This window comes from Pseudomonas citri, from assembly GCF_025336485.1.
Classification (GTDB): Bacteria; Pseudomonadota; Gammaproteobacteria; order Pseudomonadales; family Pseudomonadaceae; genus Aquipseudomonas; species Aquipseudomonas citri.
This window is the reverse complement of record NZ_JAODAB010000007.1, coordinates 210,122-231,426: the sequence shown is the minus strand read 5'-3', so window position 1 is coordinate 231,426 and position 21,305 is coordinate 210,122. Positions and strand designations below refer to the sequence as shown.

At 61.0% G+C, this 21,305-nt stretch carries 12 protein-coding genes; 8 read left to right on the top strand and 4 right to left on the bottom strand.

All coding sequences use genetic code 11. The features are described from left to right. On the bottom strand, positions 1-3,684 hold a 3,684-nt coding region (locus tag N4Q37_RS11235; RefSeq protein WP_260957937.1), incomplete at its 3' end, for a non-ribosomal peptide synthetase. A gap of 367 nt (positions 3,685-4,051) precedes the next feature. On the opposite strand from N4Q37_RS11235, the gene N4Q37_RS11230 reads away from it, so the two are divergent. From N4Q37_RS11230 to N4Q37_RS11205, 6 genes are all read left to right on the top strand, one after another. Further along, complete coding sequence (locus N4Q37_RS11230; RefSeq protein WP_260957936.1) at positions 4,052-5,056, top strand: cupin-like domain-containing protein; 1,005 nt, start codon at positions 4,052-4,054, stop codon at positions 5,054-5,056. After that, positions 5,053-6,423 carry an MFS transporter gene (locus N4Q37_RS11225; RefSeq protein ID WP_260957934.1) on the top strand — a complete coding sequence of 457 codons (1,371 nt, stop codon included), beginning with the start codon at positions 5,053-5,055 and terminating at the stop codon, positions 6,421-6,423. The genes N4Q37_RS11230 and N4Q37_RS11225 overlap by 4 nt, the downstream gene beginning before the upstream one ends. 159 nt (positions 6,424-6,582) lie before the next feature. Next, entirely contained in the window at positions 6,583-7,194 is a 612-nt protein-coding gene (locus N4Q37_RS11220; protein ID WP_260957932.1) for an aspartyl/asparaginyl beta-hydroxylase domain-containing protein, read from the top strand. A gap of 238 nt (positions 7,195-7,432) precedes the next feature. Continuing rightward, the gene (locus N4Q37_RS11215; protein WP_260957931.1) at positions 7,433-8,425 is read left to right on the top strand and encodes a lipase family protein; all 993 of its coding nucleotides are present in this window, start codon (positions 7,433-7,435) and stop codon (positions 8,423-8,425) included. Between the two features lie 241 nt (positions 8,426-8,666). After that, positions 8,667-10,493, top strand: coding sequence for a pentapeptide repeat-containing protein (locus N4Q37_RS11210; protein WP_260957929.1), 1,827 nt, complete (start codon positions 8,667-8,669; stop codon positions 10,491-10,493). A 64-nt stretch (positions 10,494-10,557) separates the two neighbouring features. Then, positions 10,558-13,716, top strand: coding sequence for a hypothetical protein (locus tag N4Q37_RS11205; RefSeq protein ID WP_260957927.1), 3,159 nt, complete (start codon positions 10,558-10,560; stop codon positions 13,714-13,716). A 109-nt stretch (positions 13,717-13,825) separates the two neighbouring features. On the opposite strand, the gene syrC is transcribed toward N4Q37_RS11205, so the two are convergent. From syrC to syrB1, 3 genes are all read right to left on the bottom strand, one after another. After that, complete coding sequence (syrC, locus tag N4Q37_RS11200) at positions 13,826-15,037, bottom strand: syringomycin E biosynthesis aminoacyltransferase SyrC (protein WP_260957925.1); 1,212 nt, start codon at positions 15,035-15,037, stop codon at positions 13,826-13,828. A gap of 63 nt (positions 15,038-15,100) precedes the next feature. Next, positions 15,101-16,036, bottom strand: coding sequence for a syringomycin E biosynthesis L-threonyl-[L-threonyl-carrier protein] 4-chlorinase SyrB2 (syrB2, locus tag N4Q37_RS11195; protein WP_260957924.1), 936 nt, complete (start codon positions 16,034-16,036; stop codon positions 15,101-15,103). Positions 16,037-16,053: 17 nt separating this feature from the next. After that, complete coding sequence (gene syrB1 / locus N4Q37_RS11190; protein WP_260957922.1) at positions 16,054-17,892, bottom strand: syringomycin E biosynthesis L-threonine--[L-threonyl-carrier protein] ligase SyrB1; 1,839 nt, start codon at positions 17,890-17,892, stop codon at positions 16,054-16,056. A 338-nt stretch (positions 17,893-18,230) separates the two neighbouring features. On the opposite strand from syrB1, the gene N4Q37_RS11185 reads away from it, so the two are divergent. Together N4Q37_RS11185 and N4Q37_RS11180 are read left to right on the top strand one after the other, a co-directional pair. After that, positions 18,231-19,292 carry a TauD/TfdA family dioxygenase gene (locus tag N4Q37_RS11185; protein WP_260957920.1) on the top strand — a complete coding sequence of 354 codons (1,062 nt, stop codon included), beginning with the start codon at positions 18,231-18,233 and terminating at the stop codon, positions 19,290-19,292. Positions 19,293-19,326: 34 nt separating this feature from the next. Further along, positions 19,327-21,024 (top strand): cyclic peptide export ABC transporter, encoded by a 1,698-nt coding sequence (locus N4Q37_RS11180; protein WP_260957918.1) that lies wholly within the window; start codon positions 19,327-19,329, stop codon positions 21,022-21,024. Positions 21,025-21,305: the final 281 nt, after the last annotated feature.

The following is a 21,305-nucleotide window of genomic DNA, read 5'->3' as shown; positions in this document are numbered from 1 at the left end:
GGCGTACAGCGCGTTGAACTCACCGATCAACACCGCCACCGACCAGCCGTCGGAGACGATGTGGTGCTGGGTCACCAACAGGATGTGCTCGTCCTCGGCCAGGCGCAGCAGGCGGCCGCGAATCAGCGGGCCGGTGCTCAGGTCGAACGCTGCGCGGGCTTCTTCCTGGGACAGCTCCTCGACAGCCTGTTGCCGGGCCTCGGGGGCCAGGGCTTGCAGGTCATGCTCGACCAGGGCGAAACCGATGTCGGCCGGGGCGAAACGCTGCCGCACTTCGCCGTCCTGGCGTTCGAAGGTGGTGCGCAGGCTTTCATGGCGGGCGACGATGCGGTCCAGGGCCCGTTGCAAGGCGTCTCGGTCCAGGTTGCCGCGCAGGTGCAGGGCGGCGGGCATGTGGTAGGCGACGCTGGCGGCATGGTCCAGTTGATCGAGGAACCACAGGCGCTGCTGGGCCAGGGACAGCGGCAACGCCTGGTCACGGGGCGCCACGGCAATCGGTTGCAGTTGCGATTGACTCGCCAGCGCCACGTGCCGGGCCAGTTCACTCAAGGAGGTCTGGGCGAACAGGCTGCGCAGGTCGATCTCGACGCCAAGATCCTGGTGCAGGCGCGCTTGCAACTGCACGGTGAGCAAGGAGTGGCCGCCGAGTTCGAGGAAACCGTCGTGACGGCCGACCTGGTCCAGGCCGAGCAGGTGTTTCCAGATCTCGGCAATGGCGACTTCGGTGTCACCTTGTGGTGCCTCGTAGGCCTTGCTGGCAAGGGCTTCCAGGCCCGGGGCGGGCAGGGCGTTGCGATCGAGCTTGCCGTTGGCGGTCAGGGGCAGGGCGTCGAGGTGGACGAAGGCGCTGGGCACCATGTACTCGGGCAGGTGCTTGAGCAGGGTGTTGCGCAGTTGTTCGACGGGAACCTGTTCGCCGCAGACATAGGCCACCAGGCGCTTGCTCTCGGGTTGGCTGGGATGATCTTCCCGGGCGATGACCGCCACTTCGCGAATACCGGGGCACAGTGCCAGGGCCGCTTCGACTTCGCCGATCTCGATGCGCAAGCCGCGGATCTTCACCTGGAAGTCGTTGCGGCCCAGATATTCCAGGGCGCCGTTGGCGAGCCAGCGACCGAGATCGCCGGTCTTGTACAGGCGTGCGTTCGGGGCATCGCTGAACGGGTCGGCGATAAAACTTTTGGCGCTGAGTTGCGGCAGGTTGAGGTAACCGCGCGCCACGCCGATGCCGCCGATGTGGATTTCCCCGGCGATACCCAACGGTTGCGGTCTGCCACGCGCGTCGAGCACGTGCATCTGGATGTTGGCAATCGGTTTGCCGATGGGCACGCTTTCGCCGGGATCGCTGGGGCGGCAGTGCCAGGCGGTTACGTCGATGGCGGCCTCGGTCGGACCGTACAGGTTATGCAGTTCTACGCCCGCCAGTTGCCGTTCGAAACGCCGTTGCAGGGCACGGGGCAGGGCTTCGCCACTGCACAGCACGCGACGCAGTGCCGGGAAATCCCGGTCGTCGCGATGTTCCAGGAACAGGTCGAGCATCGACGGCACGAAGTGCAGCATGGTGATGCCCGTCTCGCGCATCACCTGGGCCAGGTAAGCCGGTTCCTGATGACCGCCGGGACGGGCCATGACCAGCTCGGCCCCGGCCAGCAACGGCAGGAAGAATTCCCAGACCGATACGTCGAACCCGAACGGGGTCTTTTGCAGGACCCGGTCGCTGGCCTCGACGCCGTATTCGTCACGGGCCCACAGCAGGCGGTTGACCACGCCCAGGTGTTCGTTCATCACCCCTTTTGGGGTGCCGGTGGAGCCGGAGGTGTAGAGCACGTAGGCCAGGTGTTGCGGCGTCAGGCCAGGCACTTGCGGGTTGTGTTCGGCAAGCGTGTTCAGGTCGTCCTCATCGAGCGCCAGCGCCGGGATATTCAACGGCGGCAATGGGTCCAGCAGGGCGCGGGTGCTCAATACGGCGCGAGGGGCGCTGTCTTCGAGCATATAGGCCTGGCGAGCGCTGGGCAGGTCCGGATCGATGGGCACGTAGGCGCCGCCAGCCTTGAGTACGCCCAGCAGGGCGACGACCATTTCCGGGCTGCGTTTGAGGCACACGGCCACTCGGGCATCCGGCTTCACGCCGAGTTCGATCAGGCGATGGGCGAGCTGGTTGGCCTTGCGATTGAGCTGTGCATAGCTGAGCAGTGGTCCGCTGTCGCCGCTCACCGCCCTGGCGTCCGGCTGCTGCTCGGCCTGCTGTTCGATCAGGGTGTGGATCAACACATCCCGCGGATAGTCGCGGGCCGTGGCATTGAACTCGACTTGCAGGCGCTGGCGTTCGGCCGCGCTCATCAGCGGGTAGTCGCCCACTGGCGTGTCATGCTGCTCCAGCACCGCTTCGAGCATCGCGACGATGCGTTGTTGCAGCAGGCGCGCTTCTTCCACGCTGTAGTAGGCGGTGTTGAAGTTGAAGTCCAGGTGCACGTCTTCGAAGGGATGGTAGTCACGCACGAAGATCGCCATGGGTGTCTGTTCGTAGCCGTTATCCATGGTGATAACGGTGGACGAGGTGCCGCCGAACTGATCGTCGCCGTCCAGGCTTTCGAACGACAGCGACACGTCGAACAGCTGCCGGCGCCCGGTCTGCGCCAGGCGCAGGACACGGTTGAGTTCGGCAATCGGGAAGCGTTGGTGACGGTAGCAGCGGCGCAGTTGGCCGCCGGCGGTGTTCATCAGGTCCAGCAGCGAAGCATTCAAGTCGACGGGCAGGCGGATCGGGCTGACCGAGGAAAACATCCCGGCGGTTTCCTTGGTACGGGCGTTCGTGCGGTTGTGCACGGGCATGCCGATGACCATTTCATCGACCCCCACGGTGCGGCAGAAATAGGTGGCGACCACGCTGATCAGCACATGGGCCACCGACAGGCTGCGCTCGCTGGCGAACTGGGCCAAGGCGTTGTACAGCGCGCGCGGCAGCATCGCCTGGACCTGGGCGCTGGGGGCCAGTTCGTTGGCCTGGCCGGTCTTGAAGTCGGCCCGGCGTTGCAGCAACGAAGGCGGCAGCTGTGCGTAGGTTTCCTGCCAGAACTCACGGTCGCGTTCGTAGCGGGACGATTGCAGATAGGCCCGGTCGTCTTCCAGGAACGAAAGATAGGAGTGACCTTGCGGCACCTGCTCGTTACCTGCCAGCAAGCCGTTGTAGGCCGCGCCCACGGCGTGACCGATAAGTGCCACGCTGATGCCATCGGCTACCAGATGATGGTAACGATTCAGCCAGTAATGGAGGTTCGGCCCGCAACGGACCATGCGCGCTTCCCAGAGCTGGCCGGTCAGGGTTTCGAACGGTTGGCGGAAGGCGTTGCGCAGGTATTCCATGGCCAGGCCGGCCTCGGCTTCGGCCTCGGTGAACTCCACCACTTCCAGCTTGACCTTGACCTCGGGCAGGACCCGTTGCCGGCCGATGCCGCCTTCATGGCTGAAGCTCAGGCGCAGGGTGTCATGGTTGTTGGCGACCAGCTCGATGGCTTTTTTGAACAGCGGGATGTCGATCGCGCCCTTGATCTCCAGGGACATGCCGATGTTGTAGTAGGGCAGGTCCGGGTGCGCGAGCTGGTCCAGCCAGATGCCCTGCTGGACAGAGGCCAGCTCATGGGAGACGGAGTCTTGGGTGGGCAACATATCGGTCGACGAATCCATTTCGGAGCACCTGCTGGCAGAATCGATTGAGGTTTTTCTCCGTTCGAATGGCAGCGGTGCGTGAAGACCTGGGCGACTGCCAGTCGGCGGGATCAATAGCCGTTGGGAAGGACATCGAGGCCGGCTTACAGGCGCCTGATGCAGTGGGAGCGGTGGGGACTGTATGCGCCCTGTCGAGGGGCTCGTCCTGCCGTCCGGTTGCGCCTGATATTCCTTCGCAAAGTGAGAAAAAATTAGAACATCCGGTTTGTGGTGTCTGTCATGGGAAGCAGGGACAACAGCCGGGAACGGGGCTTTGCGGCGCTTGGGCGTGGTCGTGGGAGTCTGTTATACCAACGGCCCTGAGTGTGTTTGCGAGGGTCGAATAATGCCGTTGATCGCCGAACCGGATCGCCCAGTGTCGAAGTTCTGGAGCCTGTCCCGCTTCCCCAACTACCCGCAGGCCGGACCGGTCGAAGTGATCGATGCACTGGCGATTTCCAAGGAGCAATTCACTCGCCGCTACGTCAATCGCAATCGTCCCTGTCTGATCAAGAATGCCGTGCGGCACTGGCCGGCATTCCAGAAATGGAAACGCCTGGATTACCTCAAGGCCCACTCGCGCAACAGTGCGGTGGTAGTGCGTTCGCAGATCGTTTCCGAGGTCATCGGCTGGTCCAATCCCACGGTCAAGGCCGAGCTGACCGAATATGCCAACACGGTCTACCGGGACATGCCGTTCCATGACTTCCTCGACAGCCTGGGCGAGGGCGATGCGCCACTGGTGGCCGACAGTTGCCGGTTCTCCGAAGGCTCGGCCATCGAGCAGATGAAGGAGGACGTGGGCGGATTGCCGTTCATGCCTCAGTTGGGCAAGTCCCGGGCTTACCCGTCCCATCGCAGTTTTCTGTATCGCAACTCCTATACCGATTGGCACTTCCATGTCACCGACGAAACGTTCATGGCCCAGGTGGTCGGTGCCAAGGAAGTGCTGTTGCTGCCGCCGGACGAGACCAGTTGGCGGGCGTTGCGCCCGGTGATCGAGCAGGCGGGCTACCTGTACGACATCGACACCGGGCGTTTTCCGGGTACGCGCGACCTGCGAGCCCTGCGCACGGTGGTGGAGCCGGGCGATGCCTTGTACATCCCGGTCTACTGGTGGCACGCGGTGCAATCGGTGGACGATGCGTTCGGCGCCACGGTCGCGGCGACGTTCCCGACGCCCCTGCACGTCAGCGGCGACATCAGCTCGCCCATTGCCCGGCGAGTGTTGCGCACGTATCTGTTTTCCCGTTACGCGCCGTTGGTGCTGGGGGCGGTGGCGTATTCCCTGGTTTATCGGCTGATGAGCAAGCTGATCGGTGTCGCCACGCCACGTGATGTGCGCACATGAGCCTGGAGAGTCGACGCAGGGGCTTTGACCTGGGGCGAGGTTTCTACTTCCTCTGGTGTGGCGAGTCCCTGGCGGTCATCGGCACGGCGCTGATGGAGTTCGCCCTGGGCGTCTGGGTGTACACCCACACCGGTTCGGCGGTGGCCTTCGCCAATGTGGTGCTGGCGGCCACGTTGCCGGCGGTGCTGTTCCTGCCGCTGGCCGGAGGCCTGGCGGACCGGATCAGTCATCGGGTCATCATCGTCTGTTGCGATGTGAGCCTGGCGATACTGCTGCTGGGTGTCATGGCGCTGCTCTGGTTCGAGCGCCTGGAACCGTTGCATCTCTATATCTTCAATTGCCTTGCGTCGATCGTCAGTGCCTTCCGCAAGCCGGCCTACCAGGCCGCTGTCAGCACGATTGTCGAGCCGGACAAGTTCACCCGTGCCTCGGGGCTGGTCAGTATCAGCAAGAACGCTTCGGCCCTGGTGGCGCCGCTGATGGCGGGGGCGATCATGGCGAAGGCCGGGCTGGTGACGATCCTGGCGGTGGACCTGGTGACGTTCTGTTCCGGCACGCTGCTGGTGATCAAGGCGTTTTCCCATGTGCGTGGAGCGTCGGCTCATCCTGACGCGGCGGCCAAGGGCACGGTGTTCGGCGGTGCCTTGGGCAATGTCGCCGCCGCGCTGAAGTTTTTTGTCGCCGAGCGCCTGATGGCCGGACTGTTGGTCTACACCATGATGCGCACCGCGCTGTTGTCGCTGGCCACGCTGATGATGACGCCATTGCTGTTGTCGACCCTGGGCAGCCAGACCTTGGGCATGGCCTACACCTGGGCCGCATTGGGCGGCCTGGCGGGTGCCGGGCTGTTGATTTCCATGGGCAACCCGCGACGGTTGATGGCGTTGGTCGCGGTAGCCGATCTGTTGCTGGCCGCCTGCGTCGTCGCCCTGGGCCTGGTGTCGCAGGCTGTCGCTTACTGCGCGTTGGCCTTTGTCGCGATCACCATGGCAAGCGTCGCCGATGCCAGTGTGAACGCGTTGTGGATGCGCAAGATCCCTGGCGGCAGTCGTGCCAGCGTGTTCGCGCTGATCAGCATGTTGACCATCGCCACCACCAGCCTTGCTGTCATTGTCGGTGGCTTCCTGGTCGATCATTGGTTCCAGCCGGCGCTGATGCCCGGTGGCCTGTACGCCGACTCGATCGGGCGCTGGCTGGGCGTCGGCCCGGGGCGTGGGGTGGGGATGCTGTTCGTCGTGGCCGGAGGGCTGTTTGCCCTCCTGCCGTTGGGCGTCTTGCTCTACGGGCCGATGCGTCGGCTGGACGGGACAACACCGCAAATGACTGTCGCACGGATGGCCGACAGTCCGCAGGTCGAACCCCTGTAAACGCCTGGCCGGCCGCCTGTACCGGATTCCCGTGACAGACAGGCCAGGCGCCAGTGGGTCAACCTTTTGCAGGCGCTTCTGCCGTGCCCGTGCCGCGGACCGGGAGGACTGCCTTCGCATCGCCATCGGAATCGACAACCCTCAACAAAAGGAGCACCTATGCGCCCGTCGTTTTATGATTCCAGCCGTTTTCCGCACCTCCAGAACCTGGCCGACAACTGGGAAGTGATCCGCGAGGAGTTCCTGGCCCTCGACGCGCCGACCCTGACCATCAACCGCGTGGGCAAGTCGATCACCGAGATCGTCGATGAAGTGACCGCGCACATGGAAGCCGGCGGCGAGTACGGTTGGCTATGGGGCTGGGGTGACGACATGGACGTCATGCCGGAGTGGACCCAGTACGGCCTGGTCGCCTATGACACCCCGATCCCCTACGCCCGCGCCGCCATGCCCGGGACCATCGACCTATTGAGCAAAATCCCGGGCATCAAACTCTGCGCCTTGCTGCGCATGGAACCCAACGTATTCCTCGGCACCCACTCCCATACCGGCACCTGGGAAGAAGGCCTGTTGCACATGCAACTGACCATCGATGCACCGACCACCCAGAACTATGCCTACCTCAACGTCAACGGCAATTTCAACCAGAGCACCAACGGCAACCTGGTGATTTTCGACGGCTCCCTCGACCACTTCGCCGTCAACGCCTCCCGGGCGCATCGTACTGTGCTTTATCTTGAGTTCTATCGCGAGAAACACATGGCGGCGTGAGGTCGGCCTGATGTGATGGGGAGCGAGTCTGTTCGCAAAGAATAGGGCGTGTCAGCCGGTATAATCGGCCGGCTGAATCGGTGACGTTGCGAGCAGGCTCTTCTTGGCATCGGTAGGCGTCTCGCGCTTCCAGAAACTGCGACTACACTCGGTCTTGCTGGCCCCGAAGGATCGACGGCTGCCGTGAGTTTTCGTTGATCCTCTTGGAAGTTATCTATCTTCGAGACAAGGAGCAGTCATGACTTCGCTAGACTCACTTCAGCAAAGACAGATCAATCTTACACACGCTTACGTAGTCAATAATGCGGCGTTGTATTCGCAATCTTGGAAAAATATCCCGAACCCCAAGCCGAGTCAGGTCAAAGACAACATTCTTTCGCGTCTTAATGGTTCCAAGGTGGGCGGTGGCTATGGCGTCGCTTGGGGCCCGGCGCTGGTTATGGATGGCGAATACGCGGCTCACATCACGGTGGTGCTGATCGGAGGGAAAAACGAGAACGATATCGTCGTGGTGACGAGTGGGACGCTCAAGGATTCTTTAAAAGATCAAGTGGACGATCTTGATATCTCTCCAATGATACCTTTGCAGAAACTTATCAATAGTTGTCCGGCACCGGTGAGCATATCGCAGGGGACGAAAGATGGTGTAAAGGCAATATTGGATGAGCCCTCCAAGATTGGTTTCCAGGGCACGCTGTGCGATTTTCTGGGAACGCGGCAAAGTGGGTCGACGATTCGATTGGTCGGTCATAGTCTTGGCGGTGCGCTCATGTCGGTAGTCGCGCTTTATCTAAAAGACAAATTTCCGAGCTTTAATTTTTATTGCGAGACATTCGCTGCACCCACGGCTGGCGATGGTTTCTTTGCCAGCTACTTCAATAAGCAGATGGCCGGTAATGCGCTGCGCGTATACAACACGCTGGACGTTGTTCCGATGGCCTGGTGTGCGACCTCTCTCGATTATTCCTTGACACTCTATGAGCCGGATAATGTGATCGATGAGAAAACGAAGGGAATGATTTGTTCCAAGATGGATACGATTGTGAATAGCAATCTGAACTACACGCAGTGGGGCATGGGCAATGCGCAAATGGAGCTGCGGCTCTGCGGGAAGCCTCAATCCAACTGTGCAAGCTATGAGGCTCAATCCGGCTATCAGCATATCTACGAATACATAACGCAGCTGGGATTGCAGCTTGGCGATATACCCATGCCACCGTTTGGCAGCTAGTGCGATAGTCTTGTTGTTCTGTGTCTGAGTTCTAGTTGCAGTTGCGGGTGTTAGGGGCTGCGTAACTGCAACTTTCTTGCCCGCAATCTTTTTTTGCAATAGGCGCGATGCGCCTGGCGAGTCCATGTCTGTCAGGTGTCGTAGCGCTCGCTTTTCTTTGCGCTATTAATTGGCTGTTTGTAGGTAAGGATGTCTGACTGCGGTGCTGGCTCGGCTTTATATATTTTGCTGAGATTGACAAATGGACGAGGAAACCGAGATGACCAACCCAGCTGTTGTAAAGACTTATATCGGCTGCTACTACCTGACTGTAGTCATCAATAATGGTTTAAGCACCAGTACATGGTTCGCGTACCGCCAGGGTGACTCGCTGGCATGCAAGCTTTCGGACAACGGCAACCTGGACGACGCGACCTTGTTCGCTTTCTACCTGGGGGATAGTTTCACCCCCGACAGCGTCAGTCTAGGCGCCCATAACTGGCTACAGGTTCAATCGGTGAGCGACGGGGCATGGTTGGACTTTGGCAGTTCAATTCCAGGCGGAGCCAAAGGCGATTTCTATGTCGCGCTCACCTATCCAGACACGCCTGCGACGCTCGCGTTGTCAAGCGGTACCAAGTACGGTATCCCGCCGTCAAACAACACCATCTGGATGGAACTCGTCCAAGGCAAGTCGGTTGTATCCGTATTCTATATCGACATTCTGGATAACACGGTCGTCTGGACCGATGTGGAAAAGGCGGTGGAGTTTGCCAACCTGTCGGCGCCCGTTACTACGAAACAGCTACTCCCTGCGGCGTGGGACCTGAACAAACAGTCTTACGACGGGACCGACTTCGGCTATCTCTTTCTGGACAATGCGGATTTCTCCGAGACTCGGGTGACGAACAGCAATTTGAGTCATGTCACGTTCTCGGGCACCGCGAATTTTCCGGAAGCGGTGCTCGATGGCAGTAATTTCAGCGGTTGCAAATTGGATGGTGCGAGCTTTTGCAACGCGTCGCTCAAGGGCGCCGATTTCAGCAACGCCAGCCTGAAAGGGTGCGACTTCGCCGGGGCGGTGCTCGACAATTGCAACTTTGAAGGTGCTGATCTGGCAAACGCCGATCTGTCCCTGGCATCCCTCTCGGATCTTACCCAGCCCATCCGCATCACCCGAGATGTCAATAACCGCACTATTTTCTCGAACGCCCGTGTGAACAAAGTCCTTACGCATGTGTTCGATGGCGAGAATAACGACCTCTACATCTGGAGCTACGCCCAGATGGACGGTGTTCAGTTCATGATGGAAGACCCCGACCACCCAGGCGCCGCGATCCTTGACGGCGTACTTGATAATCTAATCGCCCAATATGCCGTTCTGACCGGCGTACAGTTCGGCGCTTTTGACTCTCCAAGTATTCGCTACGCGGATTTTTCCTACGCTCAACTCGGCGGTGCCAACCTGGTGAAAGCGAACCTGGAGTACGCCAAGTTCGACTATGCCATCTTCTCGACACCAGACGGTAAGCACCGCTGTAATCTGGGCAAGGCGTACTTGCTCAATGCCTCATTCAGCAACGCGGACTTGTCGTACGCCATGATGTCGTATTGCTATTTGTTTGGTAACAAGGCGACGCTGGTTGGCGCGACCATCCTGCAGGTGGACTTTACGGGTGCGTACCTTGTCGCGACCGATTTCTCGGGTCTGGGAGGAAAGAATGCGGCGGGCGTGACCTTCGACTCAGCGTGCCTCATCAATGCCAAGTTCAACGACGTCGATCTGACGACCGTGCAGGATCAACGCGCATGTTCGTTCGCAAACGCGTGTCTCCAGGGCGTCGATTTTTCAGGCGCGAATACCAATGGGGTCAATTTTGCCGGGGCTGCTGTCAGCACGGACACAGGTACGCTGACTGTCCATCACGGTCGCGAGGATACGAAGCAGATCAGCTATAAAGTCACGGTGACGCCGACGGACACCACTGGCGCGATGTGTCCGAATGATCAGACAGGGCCTTGCACCGGCACCATGTGGCACTCCAATGACGCCCCCATGAACGACTGGAATTACGAAGGCGACAATTGACCTGGGACGCCGCCAGACTTGTGCGGACATTCGCATCCAATACATCTACTGCAGGGAAAGAACCATGAATCAAGGGAATGATGGATCGGCCAAACTGCCCGGACCGACCGAGACGCGGACGCTGCACTTCAATCTCAAGCACTGCAAGAACCCCGACGATGTGCTCCTGCACGCGAATCTGAGGAAGTACCGGCTCCAACGTCACACGCCGCAAACCCTTGCAAGGGCCAGCCAGGACATGCCCTTCCTGGCCCTGCTCGCGCAGGAGCATGTCACGCATTACATCGAAGGGCTTCCGGTCCCCTCGAACCGCCCGGCATTGATCACAGTGTCCACGGGGACAGGCGACGGATCGATTCGAAAAACCATCTCCATGTACCTGCACGTCCCCAAGGCCGGCAGGGCGGCTGCACGGGCAGAAATGATAAAGCGCGGCAAGGATCCACTTGCCTCGGCTCGCTACAAGCTCGCCAGATACGGCGTCACGTCGGAGCATTTTCAGTCGCTGGCCCAGGATGGCGACTTCCCGGATCACGTGGAAAATTACGGCGAAGCCATGGAGGCCGCGGTCGCGGTGCTTTTTCACCACCCGAGCCTGCTTAACCTCAGCGGCGACAACGGCGGCGCCATCCCTGCGTATATCAAGGAAAACTGCATCAAGGCTGCGATCGCGAATGACAGTGGCACCCTGGCGGACACCATCAACGGTGCCGGTGACGAGTGGCTGATAACGATACCGCTGCTCGACTGGAACAAGAAACAGGTGTACGACGGCAGCAAACCGCTCCATACGTCCAAGCTCGACCAGGGCGTGAGCCTGGCTGTGGCAAGCACGCTTCCCCTGGCGATCCAGCTATCCCGGCAGGATGAATACCTTCGCGGCGCGCTCTGGAAAGTGTCCGATGGTGTCGTATCGAGCGAATACCAGGGCACGGCGGGTTCCCATTCAATGCGCCGGCGTGACCAGGACTCTCAATGGCAATTGAAAAACCTCACCCCCGGCATGGGCGTCGTGGTCGATCCTGCCAGCGTGACGTACGACGATAACCAAATGTCGGTGACGGTGGAGAATCAGTGGCTCAGGCACCTGGGGGCCTACATCGAGTTCCTGGATGCCAGCGGCACCCCGGTCGCGCCGCCGGATTCATGGCCGGCAGCTTCGATCCCGGCCATGTTCAACGGCACCGCCACAACGAAGTACCTCGACCGGGTCGGGCCCATCGATGAAATCGCCGGTATTCCGATTGACGTCACGGACGTGACTCTGACGTTCCCCGTGCCGCCTACGGCCAGCGCGGTGAACATCCATCTCGCAGGGCTCGGTATCTTCGGTCCCGGGCACACCGACCGGCACATTTGCCTCCTTGGCATCTTCATGACGGCGACCTTCGAGTATGCGATCCCGATGATCGTCCTCGTCGCGGGGGCAGCGGTGATGAAAACGGAGCTCGTCACCAACCTGTTGAAGGACTACAAGGTCTACATGGGCATCTTGGGCGTCCTGGCAACGATCGACGCCGCAATCCTCGATTATGCGTTGACGGGTGGGGTCAAGGAGGTCCTCCTCAAGTTGGCCAATATCATCGGACCTTTGATATGGAAAACGGGCTTGAAGGCGATGTTGCTGGAATACATTGCGCAAGGAGCCTTGGAGGAGGCGATCCCGTTCGTGGACGTTGCCCTGGAAGCGGTCAACCTGGCGATCACCGCAGCGCAGCTCGGTCAGACGACGCTCGAGGTGTTCGAGGCTGCGCCGATCTATACCTCAACGGTAACGAGGACGATCGATCTGGACATCACCCTCGTGCCGGACACTCAATTTCACTACCTACCGATGCAGGCGACGCATTACGTGGTGACCGTGACGTACGACAGCCAGGTGACGGTACCTTCCAAGACGTTTTCGCTGCCTGGGGGCACGAACAAAGACTCCATCCCGATCAGTTTCAAAGGTGTCCCGGGCGGAGGAAAGCTGAAGGTGACCGCGATTTTCTACGCCGATAACGGATGGGTTGCAGGCAGAGGGGCGACCGACTGGACACCCGCACTGGGTACGGATGGCAGCACCCTCGTGATTCCAAGCCTGGAGATCAAGAACAGCTTGCCTTCGCTTACCAAGGGTTCGGTCTACGAACATGTGGAGAAGCTGTCCTACGAGGGAGGTCGGCACGTATGGGCCAAAGGGGCATCGTCCCCGACGGCCACGGCGACATCGGGCTCGGATCTCATCAGCCTGGTGAGTGTCACCCTGGCGCAGGGCCCCGCATCGATCGGCTACGCCTGGCAGGCCACCCATCTGAACATTCCAGAGAATCTCTCGACCAACCCCCGGTCGGTCGACGCCATGTACACAGTACAGAACGTGTCGCTTCTCCCACCGCCGGAGCAGGCCTATCAGCCGCTCGACGTCGGCTACAACGAAAAGTCAGGCATCTGCTACGACCTGGTGAGTCCGTCGGATGGCTCAGGGAGAAACTTCTTCCTCGATAGCTACCCAGTTGCAACCAGCAGCGACTATGGCGCACCGTCGTACGTTCATCTTCGCAAGGCGACGCTGAGCTACGACAATGGGTCGAAATGCGAGCCTCTACGCTCTGGAACGGGGCAGAGCTATGGTCGGTTCCCGGCAGGTATCCCATTGGATGATCTCATCCTGCATCCACAGGGTTATGTATTCGCCATCAGTACCGGGCGAAGCAAACTGCTTCGATGCGAGCTGTCGAGCACCCCCGTCGCGGATGCCGAAGCCCCCGATGCCTGCCTGCTCTCCGGCAAGGGCTTGCGGGAGGGCCTGGTGTCAGGGCCGGTGGCGATTGCGATTGGGCTGGATGGGGTCGTGATGGTGCTGGAGTCGGATAGCGCAAGGGTGCAGGCATTCGATATCCACGGTAATCCGGTCAAGTACTTCCAGGGCAAGACCTCGTCGACACTGTCGCTGACGGACCGCGGAAATTCGACTTATCTCGATTTGGATGTGGAGGCCAAGGGGTATGTCTACGTGCTTTCCTGTACCAACGATGGCGACTCGTCAGACGATTACTACATGGACATCTACACACCGCAGGGCGACCTCCTGGTGTCAACGCAAGGCGTTGCGTCCGGAAAACTCACCGTGAGCCTGGACCGGAACGTCTACGCGCTCAACTACGAGTTGATTCATGGTGCGGATGGAAGGCCGGAGCCGTCGATCAGTCATTGGATGCCGCCGGCGCCATCGGCTTAATCGCCGGTTACCCTTTAGGGTTTGTACAAAGACTATTCAACCACGTGGTGCCGACCTGAAGGGGCGGCACCGTTCGCAGGGCTTTGCTCAGGTTTTGAGACCAAAGGCCTCAGACCGCCGCAGACTCCAGCGTCGATTCAAGGAAGTGAAAGGCAGTCTGTTTCGAGCGCTGGGTCGATTCGAAGAACGCCAGGTGACTGCCGTCGGGTTCCACGTGCAGCCTGGCGTCGATGATGGACTCGGCGATGCGCTGGGAACCGCCGATGTGGGTGGTTTCGTCGGCGTCGCCGGCGACCACCAGCGTCGGCACGCTGATCTGTTCCAACCGGGACTGCAGCTCGGTCTTGTTCAGCGCGTCGTTGAGCCGTGCGTAACGGTAGAACAGCTCTTCGTTGACGTAAGGGTAGAGCGCCGCATGGGCAATCGAGTCCGGGATGGTTGCCAAGGTCGCCTGGTCCAGGAACAAGGCTTGCAGGTCGCTGGCCTCGTTGCGGTTCACGGCCGCCGATTCCATCAGCCATTCGAAGTTCTGTTGATGGGCGGTGCGCAGGCTGTCGTCGCCAAGGTTGTAGTCGCCGTGCCACAGGCTCAGGGAATTCACCCGATTGCCGTGGGTGGCGGCGGCGCTGAGGGCGATCACCGCGCCGCCGCAAATGCCCATCAGGTGCGCGCTCTGGAGCTTGTAGTGGTTCATCACATTGATCAGGTCGCCCACCTGGGCGTCGGTGTCCACGCACAACTGGTCGAACGAGGTGCAGGACCCGAACAGCCCGCGGGTTTCCCAGGTGACCACGAAGAACCGTTCGCTCAACGCGTTGAACCAGTCGCGGCACAAGTCGAACGGCATGCCGCAGGGCAGGGCCAGGACAATGGCCGGGCGTTGCCGGTTGGTGCTGGCATGCACGGACAAGGCCACGTTGTCGCGCGTGATCAGGTGCAGTGTCTCGACTTCCGGCACGGCACCACTGAAATCGAAGTGTCTGACCAAGCGCCCGAATTCCCTGGCATGGTCGACGTCGTCGAAATGCCCATAGGAGAAGTCGAGCGCCTGGCAGATTTTCTTGCTGATAAACATTTCGAACGATGACAGCTGCGCCTCACCGTCGTACAGGTACTGCACGGTCTTGACGCCGATCCGCGCGAAGGCGGCGCTGACCGCCCGTTCCGTGGCTCTCACGCTGGACGACGCCTGGTCGGGCGCAAGATTGCTCCCCTGTGCCAGGAAGCTCAGGCAGATCGGATCGGGCAGATGGATGGCAAGGTGCCTAAGCATCCTTACGGTCTCACACAGGCGCGTGGCGGCGTCGGTGGAAGTAGTCATGGATTGGGGACTCCTGTCAGGCACGTTGCGCATGCCAACTGTCATATGGCACAAAAAAAAGAATCAGACCGCTTCGAATTTCTTGCCTCGGGTGGTGTGGGTGACAAGGCGGTTGTATTCCGGGGTCTTGTCCCCGATCACCTGGACCGCGCCGTATTTTTCAAGGCTGATGCGACCGCCGTATTCCTCGATGTGTTCGGAGTCCGGGTAGATCTTCACGAAGGAGGGCACATAGCGCGAGGCAAAGCCCATGCGCATGTCCTGGGATTCGCCACTGTGAGGGTAGGAAGCGTGCATCAGGGTCGACCAGAAAATGATGAACTGCCCGGCTTTCATCTGCATCGGCACGGCGGCGGATTCGTCAGGCTTGAAGTTCTCGTCGATCTGCAACTGGCGATAGTCGTAGCCGAAGAAGCCGCGGCGCACGCCGTCCTTGACCACCGCGCTGTTGTTGGCTTCGGGGTCGTAGGCCATGCGTTTGGTTTCGTCGTAGTTCATGCTGTTCTGGGTGCCGGGAATGAACTGCAGGCAGCCATTGGCGATGTTGGCGTCGGTGAAGGCGGTCCAGACGGTGATGGTGCCACCGAAGTCTTCGTTGTCCGGCCAGAGGATCTGCGGTTTGCCGGAGGCGTTGGCGAAGGTGTCGGCCTGGTGCCAGTCGGTGCCCTCATCGCCTGGGTACTTGGGGAAAAACTCGGTGCGCCAGCACAGCACGTCCGGGCCGAGGATGCTTTCGACGCGGTCGCAGATCTGCGGCCGGCAGATGTGGCTGGCGAGGAAGTCGTCGTCCAGATGGCGATCGTAGTTGGCGATGTTGGTGCCGGCGGAGATCGCGTCCAGGTCCTGGTACGCCGCGGCGCTGCGGTCGAGCAGGCGCAGGCGCGTGCGTTTCCAGGCCTCTTTCATTTCTTCCGGCGAATAGGCGTCGAATGGTCCGATGAAGCCGTTTTTCTCAAAAGACGCGCGTTCTTCCGCGGTCAAGGCGAATTTCTTGCTCATGGCTCTTTCCTTTTCGGTCAATGGGCTTGGACAAGGGAGCGCTGGATGCTCTCGGCCAGTATTTTGGCGGTCGCGCCGCAGGCCAGTGCGCCAGGGTCCAGGTGGATCTGGTAATGGGCCTTGAGGGTGCTCAGCGAGCGGATCAGGGCCAGCGACGTGCCACCGAAATCGAAGAAGTCATCGTTCAGGCCGATGTTCTTCAAGCCGATGTCCTGCGACCAGACCTTGAGGACGAACTGCTCGTGCTCGGTCAGGCTGTCGGCCGTGTGTTGCACGGTGGTTTCAACGGATTCGGGCGAGGGCAGGCGTTTCTTGTCGATCTTGCCGTGGTCGGTGACCGGCAGTTGCGCCAGTGCAATGTAGGCCGAAGGGCGCATGTAGTCCGGCAGGTTGGCGGCCACCAGCGCCGCGACCTCGTTGCGGGTTTGTTCAGTCCAGGCGTCCACGCCCTGGGTCGGCACCACGTAGGTGACCAGGCGCCAGTCGCCATCGCCGTAATCGTGACCGGTGACATGGGCGGCCGCCACGGCCGGGCTGGTTTGCAGGCAGGCTTCGACTTCTCCTGGTTCGATGCGGAAACCGCGGATCTTCAATTGTTCATCGCAGCGACCGGCATAGCGGTATTCGCCGTCATCCCCCAGTACCAGCAAGTCGCCCGTGCGATAGGCACGGCTTGAGGTGCCTGGCAACTGGACGAAGCGCTCTGCATTCAGGCCCGGGCGGTTCAGGTAGCCCAGCGCCACGCCGGCCCCTTCGATGTACAGCTCACCGGCACTGCCCTGGGCGACCGGTTGCCGGTCGGCATCGAGCAGGTGCAGGCGCCAGCCGTCCAGTGGGGCGCCGATCGACACCATGGCGGCGCTTTCCAGGTCCTGGCCGAGCACGCGCTTGAAGGTGGTGTGCACGGTGGCTTCGGTGATGCCATACATGTTGATCAGGGCCGGTTTCTGGTCGCCATGACGTTCGACCCAAGGGCGCAACACGGTGGCCGGCAATGCTTCGCCGCCAAACACCACGTAGCGCAGCGCCAGCGGCGCGCTGGCCGAACGGTCGGCTTCATCGAGGCCACGGAAAGCCGAAGGCGTCTGGCTCAGGACCGTCACGCCCTGGTCGGCGAGCCATTGGCGCATGGCGCCGGGTGAGCGCGACACATCGTAAGGGACCACGGCAACGTGACCACCGTGGGCCAGGGCGCCCCAGATTTCCCAGACCGAGAAGTCGAAACCGATGGAATGGAACATCGACCAGACGTCGTTCTCGTTGAAGCCATACGAACGCTGGGTGCTGTCCAGCAGGCGGCTGACGTTTGCGTGCGCGACCAGCACGCCCTTGGGCTCGCCAGTGGAGCCGGAGGTGTAAATGACATAAGCCACTGCGTCGTCGGGGTTGCGACGGTCGGTGAGCGGTTCCAGCGCCGGGCCGGACAGCAGCTCGGCCAGGGGCAGTACGCGCACGGACGCGCTTGGCGGCAGATCGCCGCGTTCGCCGATCATCAGGCTCAGGCCGCTGTCGCGCACGATGTGCTCGACGCGCTTGCCGGGGTATTGCGGATCGACCGGGACATAGGCGCCACCGGCCTTGAGGATGCCCAGCAGGCTGATCACCAGGTCGACGCCGCGGGGCAGGTACATCCCCACCAGCATGCCGTCCTTGACGCCCTCCTGGCGAAGACGGGCCGCCAACTGCGAGGAGGCTGCGTCCAGCTGCGCATAGCTCAGTGAGCGGGTGGCGTCGGAAACGGCGGTTCGCTCGGGAAATTCCCGGGCCCGGGCGATGAATAATTCATGCAGCAATGCACCGGGCTTGAGAGGGGCTGGCGTGGGATTGATCGATCCGCCAGGGTTCTTGATCGGCATGACTAACGCTCCTGTTAATTGCCAGGCGCAGCGCTTTTGCGCGTACGCGAAAACCGTTGCACTCGAGACGTGACTGCGGCCCACGGGATAGTTTGCGGTACCTGTGCGATTCGCAGCTGGCGCATTTCAGCACCGAGTCCGTGCCGGCGTCTGTCGCGGGAAATGGGGACAAAACGGCGGGCAACCTCTCTGCGCAAAGGCAGCTGTGGGCTCTGTCCCTGTTTGCGGTGCCAGACATCCCCTCGCAACAGTGTTTTTATCCTTGCCCGACAGTGGGGCGCATTGGTCTTGCCCCGTATGAACATCGGGTCCGAGGACCTGGGGTACAGGAGCACTTCATGAGTCTGCAAACTAACGCTTCGCCTGTCATGACCGATGACACCCTGGCGGATTCGCTTGTCTGGCCCGGTCATGACGGCGATGCATCGGTCAGGCTGTCGTTGCTGGCCGAGGGGTTGAGCCTGCCGGTGATGATCGAGCCGATCGAGTCCGGCCTCGATCCCGCGCACTGGGCCGGCATCCATCGCGAGGCGATCGAGGCGTTGCTATGCCGTCACGGCGCGGTGTTGTTTCGCGGTTTCGACCTGGCCTCGGTGCCGGCCTTCGAAGCGTTCGCCGAGGCCTTGTCACCGGGCCTGCATGGCAGTTATGGAGACCTGCCGAAGAAGGAGGGAGGGCGCAACGTCTATCGCTCCACCCCTTATCCCGAACGGGAAATGATCCTGTACCACAACGAGAGTTCGCACCTGGAAAGCTGGCCGCGCAAGCAGTGGTTTTACTGCGAACAGCCGTCGCGGGTCGGTGGCGCTACACCGCTGGCGGACATCCGTCAGGTGTTGCAACGCCTGCCCTCCAACGTGGTGGAGCGATTCGAAGAAAAAGGGCTGATGTACAGCCGCACCTTCACGGCGGGCGTCGAGCCGGGTTGGGAGTCGTTCTTCGGCACCACCGACCGCGCGGTCGTCGAGCGGCGATGCCGGGAACAGGGTACCGATTTCGAATGGCTGGACGACGACACCCTGCAAGTGCGCACCCTCTGCCCGGCAGTGATCCGGCATCCGCTGACCGGTGAGCGCGCCTTCTTCAACCAGGTGCAACTGCACCACCCGTTCTGCCTCGGCGAAGAAATGCGCGAAGACCTGCTCGACATGTTCGGCGCCGATCGTTTGCCGCGCATGGTCAGTTATGGCGACGGCACGCCGATCGAGGATGACGTCATGGCGCTGCTCGGCGAAGCCTACGAGGCCTGTGCGGTCAGGTTCGCCTGGCGCAAGGGCGACGTGGTGATGCTCGACAACATGTTGGCGGCCCACGCACGGGATCCCTACGAGGAGCCGCGCCTGATCGTCGTCGCCATGGGCGAGATGACCGCCAGGGGTGACGTCTGGCAGCCGGCATAAGCCAAATCGCGAATCCATTCGAGGATAGCTACCCATGAAAGACCAGAAAGAGAAGAAGCCCAAGCCGGGTTCGGTCATGCGCCTGCTGTGGCGCAACCATCCCTGGTTGACTTTTTTCACCTTGATTTGTGGTGTCATCAGCGGGGTCGCATCCATTGCGGTGGTGAGCGTGATCAACCAGGCTATCCATGGTGATGGCGATCATATGCAGGCCTTGTTCTGGTTTGTCGGGCTCAGTGCCACGGCGCTGATCCTGCGCAACGGCGCGGCGCTGTTCCCGGCCTACGCCAGCATGCGGATCATGACCCGGTTGCGCATCGCGCTGTGTCGCAAGATCCTCGCCACGCCGCTGGAAGAGGTGGACCGACGCGGTCCGCCCAACGTGCTGACCATGCTGACCAACGACATCCCGCAACTGAACACCACGCTGATCGTCATGCCCACGGTGCTGGTGGAGATGACCGTCTTCTTGTTCGGTATCGCCTACCTGGCTTACCTGTCGTGGGTGGTTCTGGCCTTGACCGTGTCGCTGATGGTCCTGGGAGTGGTCTTGTACCTGTTCTTCTTCGCCAGCGGCGTAAGGTCCACCCGTCGGGTACGGGATGAGTACACCGCGTTCAACGAATACACCCACGCCCTGGTGTTCGGTCTCAAGGAGTTGAAGCTCAACGGTATCCGTCGTCGCTGGTTCGGACGTTCCGCCATCGAGGCGTCATCGACCCGGGTGGCGCGCTACAACTTCGTCGAGCGCCTGTGGTACACCGCGGCCGACAACGTCGGTCAGTTTACCTTGTCGTTGCTGATCGGTTGCCTGCTGTTCGCCGCGCCGCTGGTCAGTGCCGTCGAACCCAAGGTGATGACCGCCAGTGTGCTGGCTGTGCTCTATATCATGGGACCGCTTTCGCTGTTGGTGGGGGCGATGCCGGTGCTGGCGGCAGGCCGGGTTGCTTGCACCCGCCTCGCGGAATTCGGCTTTGCGATCAACGATCCGCACCCCGAACCCGCTGCGATCGAAGCGCCGAAAGTGCATCTGCTCGAGCACAAGAGGACCTGGAACAGCATCGAATTGAAAGGTGTACGGATGCATTACCAGGACCTGCATGCCGCTACCGGTTTCTCCCTCGGGCCAATCGACCTGACGGTGCAATCGGGTGAGCTGATCTACATCGTCGGTGGCAACGGTTGCGGCAAAAGCACCCTGGCCAAGGTACTGTGCGGTCTCTACATCCCGCAGGACGGCGAAGTGCTGCTCGATGGGGTCGCCATCACCGATGAAAGCCGCAGCGATTATCGCGATCTGTTTTCCGCGGTGTTCTCGGACTTCCAGCTGTTCAACCGCCTCATCGGTCCCGATGAAGAGGACGGCAACCCGGCGCTGGCGAGCAAGTACCTGGAAACCCTCGGGCTGTCCGACAAGATCAAGATCGAAGGGCTCGGCTATTCGACCACCAAGGCCCTGTCCTACGGCCAGCAGAAGCGACTGGCGCTGGTGTGTGCCTACATGGAGGACCGGCCGGTCTACGTGCTCGACGAATGGGCTGCCGACCAGGACCCACCGTTCAAGAAATTCTTCTACGAGGAGCTGCTGCCCGACCTCAAGCGTCGCGGCAAGACCGTGCTGATCATTACCCATGATGACCAGTACTTCCAACTGGCCGACCGCATCATCAAGTTGGCCGACGGGCACATCGTTTCCGATGTCAACTGCACCCTGCGCGACAAGCGAGCCTGATGCCCATGTCGACGATTGCATCCGGCTTGCGATGTTGTTGTGACGATACCTGAACACTTTTCTGAACAACGCCTGGCATCCAGCACAACCGACGGGGACGAGTCCTGCGTGGGATGGCGATGCCATGGCGGAGCAATCCGCTGATTCACCCGACACCGTCCGGCGCTGGCAGTTTGCGCGGACCGCATCAACTCCAGGCGTGCCTGTTGTGTTTGTCCCGGGCAGCACTGACGAATCTCTGAGAAGGAACCTATGACATTTTTCTTTGCACGTGTGGATGA